3 protein-coding genes and 1 pseudogene are annotated in these 2655 nt (G+C 64.9%); 1 reads left to right on the top strand and 3 read right to left on the bottom strand.

Annotated elements, in window-relative coordinates; genetic code table 11:
• Window positions 1–86 precede the first annotated feature (86 nt).
• A complete protein-coding gene (locus tag ACEN88_RS28855; protein ID WP_413345221.1) occupies window positions 87–371 on the top strand; it encodes a hypothetical protein in 285 nt (94 codons plus the stop codon).
• A gap of 12 nt (window positions 372–383) precedes the next feature.
• Here the strand turns inward: ACEN88_RS28855 and ACEN88_RS28850 are convergent, their stop codons facing one another.
• From ACEN88_RS28850 to ACEN88_RS28840, 3 genes and pseudogenes are all read right to left on the bottom strand, one after another.
• Window positions 384–524 (bottom strand): hypothetical protein, encoded by a 141-nt coding sequence (locus ACEN88_RS28850; RefSeq protein ID WP_413345219.1) that lies wholly within the window; start codon window positions 522–524, stop codon window positions 384–386.
• A gap of 439 nt (window positions 525–963) precedes the next feature.
• Window positions 964–1236 (bottom strand): hypothetical protein, encoded by a 273-nt coding sequence (locus ACEN88_RS28845; RefSeq protein ID WP_371768232.1) that lies wholly within the window; start codon window positions 1234–1236, stop codon window positions 964–966.
• 250 nt (window positions 1237–1486) lie between these two features.
• Window positions 1487–2378, bottom strand: a pseudogene (locus ACEN88_RS28840) (hypothetical protein).
• Window positions 2379–2655: the final 277 nt, after the last annotated feature.

Below are 2655 nucleotides of genomic sequence, written 5' to 3'. Positions count from 1 at the left end.
GTAGGCCAGCGCGCCGTTCAGGCGCCAGATCCGGTTGAGCGTCCACTGCGCGCTGGGCGCTGTGGACCGGGACGGCGGACTTCAACGTGATGCTCGGCTACATCGGTGAACGGCGCTGCAATGCTGACACGCGGGCGCAGGGAACGTGCAACCCCGACGGCAGCGTCGATACCGGGGCGGCGCGCGAGAAAGTCGACGTGCGCCTCGGCTGGACGGCGCCGTCCGGCAACTGGGACGTGGGCGCGGTCGTGACGAACCTCACCAACCGGCAAACCATCGCGATCAGCACGCTCGGTTCGGTCGTCGGCTCGCCTTACAGCTATGTGAGCAAGCCGCGTGCGATCGCGCTCGAACTGCGTGGACGGCTGTAAGCAGGCTCAACCTCACTCCAGCTCGCGCCACAGTAGCAGCAGAACCGGTCCGTAAAACAGCACGGCAGTCAGTGCAATCAGGCACATGCCTAACAGTACGGACCGGTTGATTCTCCACAGGGGGATCGGCGGGTTGTTCGCGGACGAGTTCATGAGGGTCTCCTGGGCAACAGACTGCTGTTCGCGCTTTGTTTTGCCGGAAAACCAGCAATGTCCATGCCAAGGAAAAAATACGCTTTGGTTTCAATGGCTTGGAATAGCACCGCCGCCAGACTCATCCTCAACTGTAAAAATTACCGAAGTGTTGCTGACTTTTCATGCCGCTGGCGCGGGCGCAACATCTGGTGACCGGTACCAAGCAAGAACAGCACGAACACGCAGGCCAGCGCCAGCCTGACGGACGGCGAGTCCGTGCCATGGCCGATTAGCGCCGACGTTCGAGGGGGGATGAGGCATGAATGCCCGGCTTGCGGATGCCGACGACCTCGGCGATGTCTGCATAGCTGAATCCGTTGTAACCGCCGGCGGCGATCAGGGAACGTGCGCAGGCCAGGATATCGTCGGCAAAGGCGGTCGTGCGATGCGGCGGCGGTTACTGGTCCAGGCTCGCCAGCGCCCAGCACTGCGTCCACGAAAAAATGGCGTGCCGCTGCTCGTTGTCGACGGCGCCCGTGAGGATCTCGGTCAGGTAATGGGCGACGTTCGTACGCAGGTGATTCGGAAGGCATGCCACCGTCGCGATGGATGACTCGATGTCCGGATGCACGCTCGACATCATGATCTGCACGACGACCTCCGCATGCTCGGTCCAGCCGGCACCGTCGACGTAGTTCATGAGCGCGACAGCGCTGTCTGGCATGTTCATCTGGTTTCTCATGATCGACGTATCCGGGCTCGAATGGTGAAGTCACCCAGAGTACCGCAGTCGCGTGACAGACAGGGATGAAATCTGGAACGAGCGGGCAGATTCGTGGCAGCCGTTGCAACGATACGTGGTGCAACTGGTACAGTCGGCGCCGCGCATCCCCGCTCGCCGCCCGTTTCGTGCCTGTCCGACAGCAGTGCATCGCCCGGCAGGGACCTGTGCGAGGCGCTGCGGCAGCACGGCGGGACGACTACGCCACGTTGTTCCCGGCGACGTCGCGCTGCGCCACACCCGCCACGGCCTGCACGACGAGCGCCACCACGACGTTGACGGCCAGCGCCAGCAACCCGCTGTACAGGGTCACGCCGGCATCGCCCAGGTGCAGCGTGTGCACCGGCTTGATGCCGTCGCCGAACGCGATCCACGTGCCGTCCACGTTGCCGACGGCCCAGCCGCACAGCAGCGCGGTGCTGCCGAAGCGGCGCGAGAACAGGCCGTCCAGTGCGAACTTTGTCGGCAGGAACAGGATGCAGACCAGCGCGCCGACCTTGACGACCAGCGACGCCATCTTCGCCACCTTCGCCTCGCCGGCCGGGCCGACGTGCGGATTCACGTACGGCTTCCAGAAATTGCGCGTGAAGCGATTGGCGGCGCCGATCGACATCACGGCCGCCGGCACCAGCGCGCCGAACAGCGCGGGGACGACGTCGTTGTTGCTCGCCACCTTCAGGTGCGCCGCGTGCGCCATGTAGCCGAGCAGCGCGATCAGGCCGAGCAGGATCGTGTAGGCCGGCAGGAAGATGGCGTTCCTGCGGATCGTGTCGGCGCTCTTCGCGGCGAAGATGCCCGTGCATGATGACGAAGACGATCGTGCAGGGCAGCGCGAAGAAGCCGTAGGCGCCCACCGCGTAGACGAGGGCCGGCACGGCGATCACGGCGTAGGCGGTATAGAAATCGCCGCCGACGAGGAACCACGTGATCCACGTGCCGAAGTTGCGCCCGCCCAGGCCCCATTCGTCGAGGTGCTCGCCCTTGCCCGCGCCGCCCGTTTGCCAGCGCGACGCCATGAAGCCATTCACCGTGACGAGGACGAAGAAGCCGATGAAGACCCACAGGGCGGTCCAGTTGATCGTCGACGTCATCGCTGGTCTCCCTTCTTTTGCTCGTGGCGCTAGACGAGCCAGATTTGTAGGGATGATGTGTCCGATCGCGCCGGCGCGCCGCCAGGCAAGGTACGCCACCGCACGGAGCGCGGCCTGCAGAGCCGATATATTGCAGTGCAACATCCATGCCGAGGCACCATGGCCAAACCCGCCCGAAAGTCGCGACTGCTGCGCAGCCTGACCCGTGCCGCGAAGGCGCAGCAGTCGATGCTGGCCACGCTGCTGGACGTGTGCGCGCCGGCGCCACCCAGGCCGG

The sequence above is a fragment of the Massilia sp. CT11-108 genome, assembly GCF_047302915.1.
Taxonomy (GTDB): Bacteria; Pseudomonadota; Gammaproteobacteria; order Burkholderiales; family Burkholderiaceae_D; genus Telluria; species Telluria orientalis.
This window is presented reverse-complemented; position numbering and strand designations above follow the sequence as displayed.

Excerpts from the sequence above, each read along its gene's own strand:
- ACEN88_RS28845 (WP_371768232.1), bottom strand. The coding sequence starts at position 1,236 with ATGAACATGCCAGACAGCGCTGTCGCGCTCATGAACTACGTCGACGGT.
- ACEN88_RS28850 (WP_413345219.1), bottom strand. The coding sequence starts at position 524 with ATGAACTCGTCCGCGAACAACCCGCCGATCCCCCTGTGGAGAATCAAC.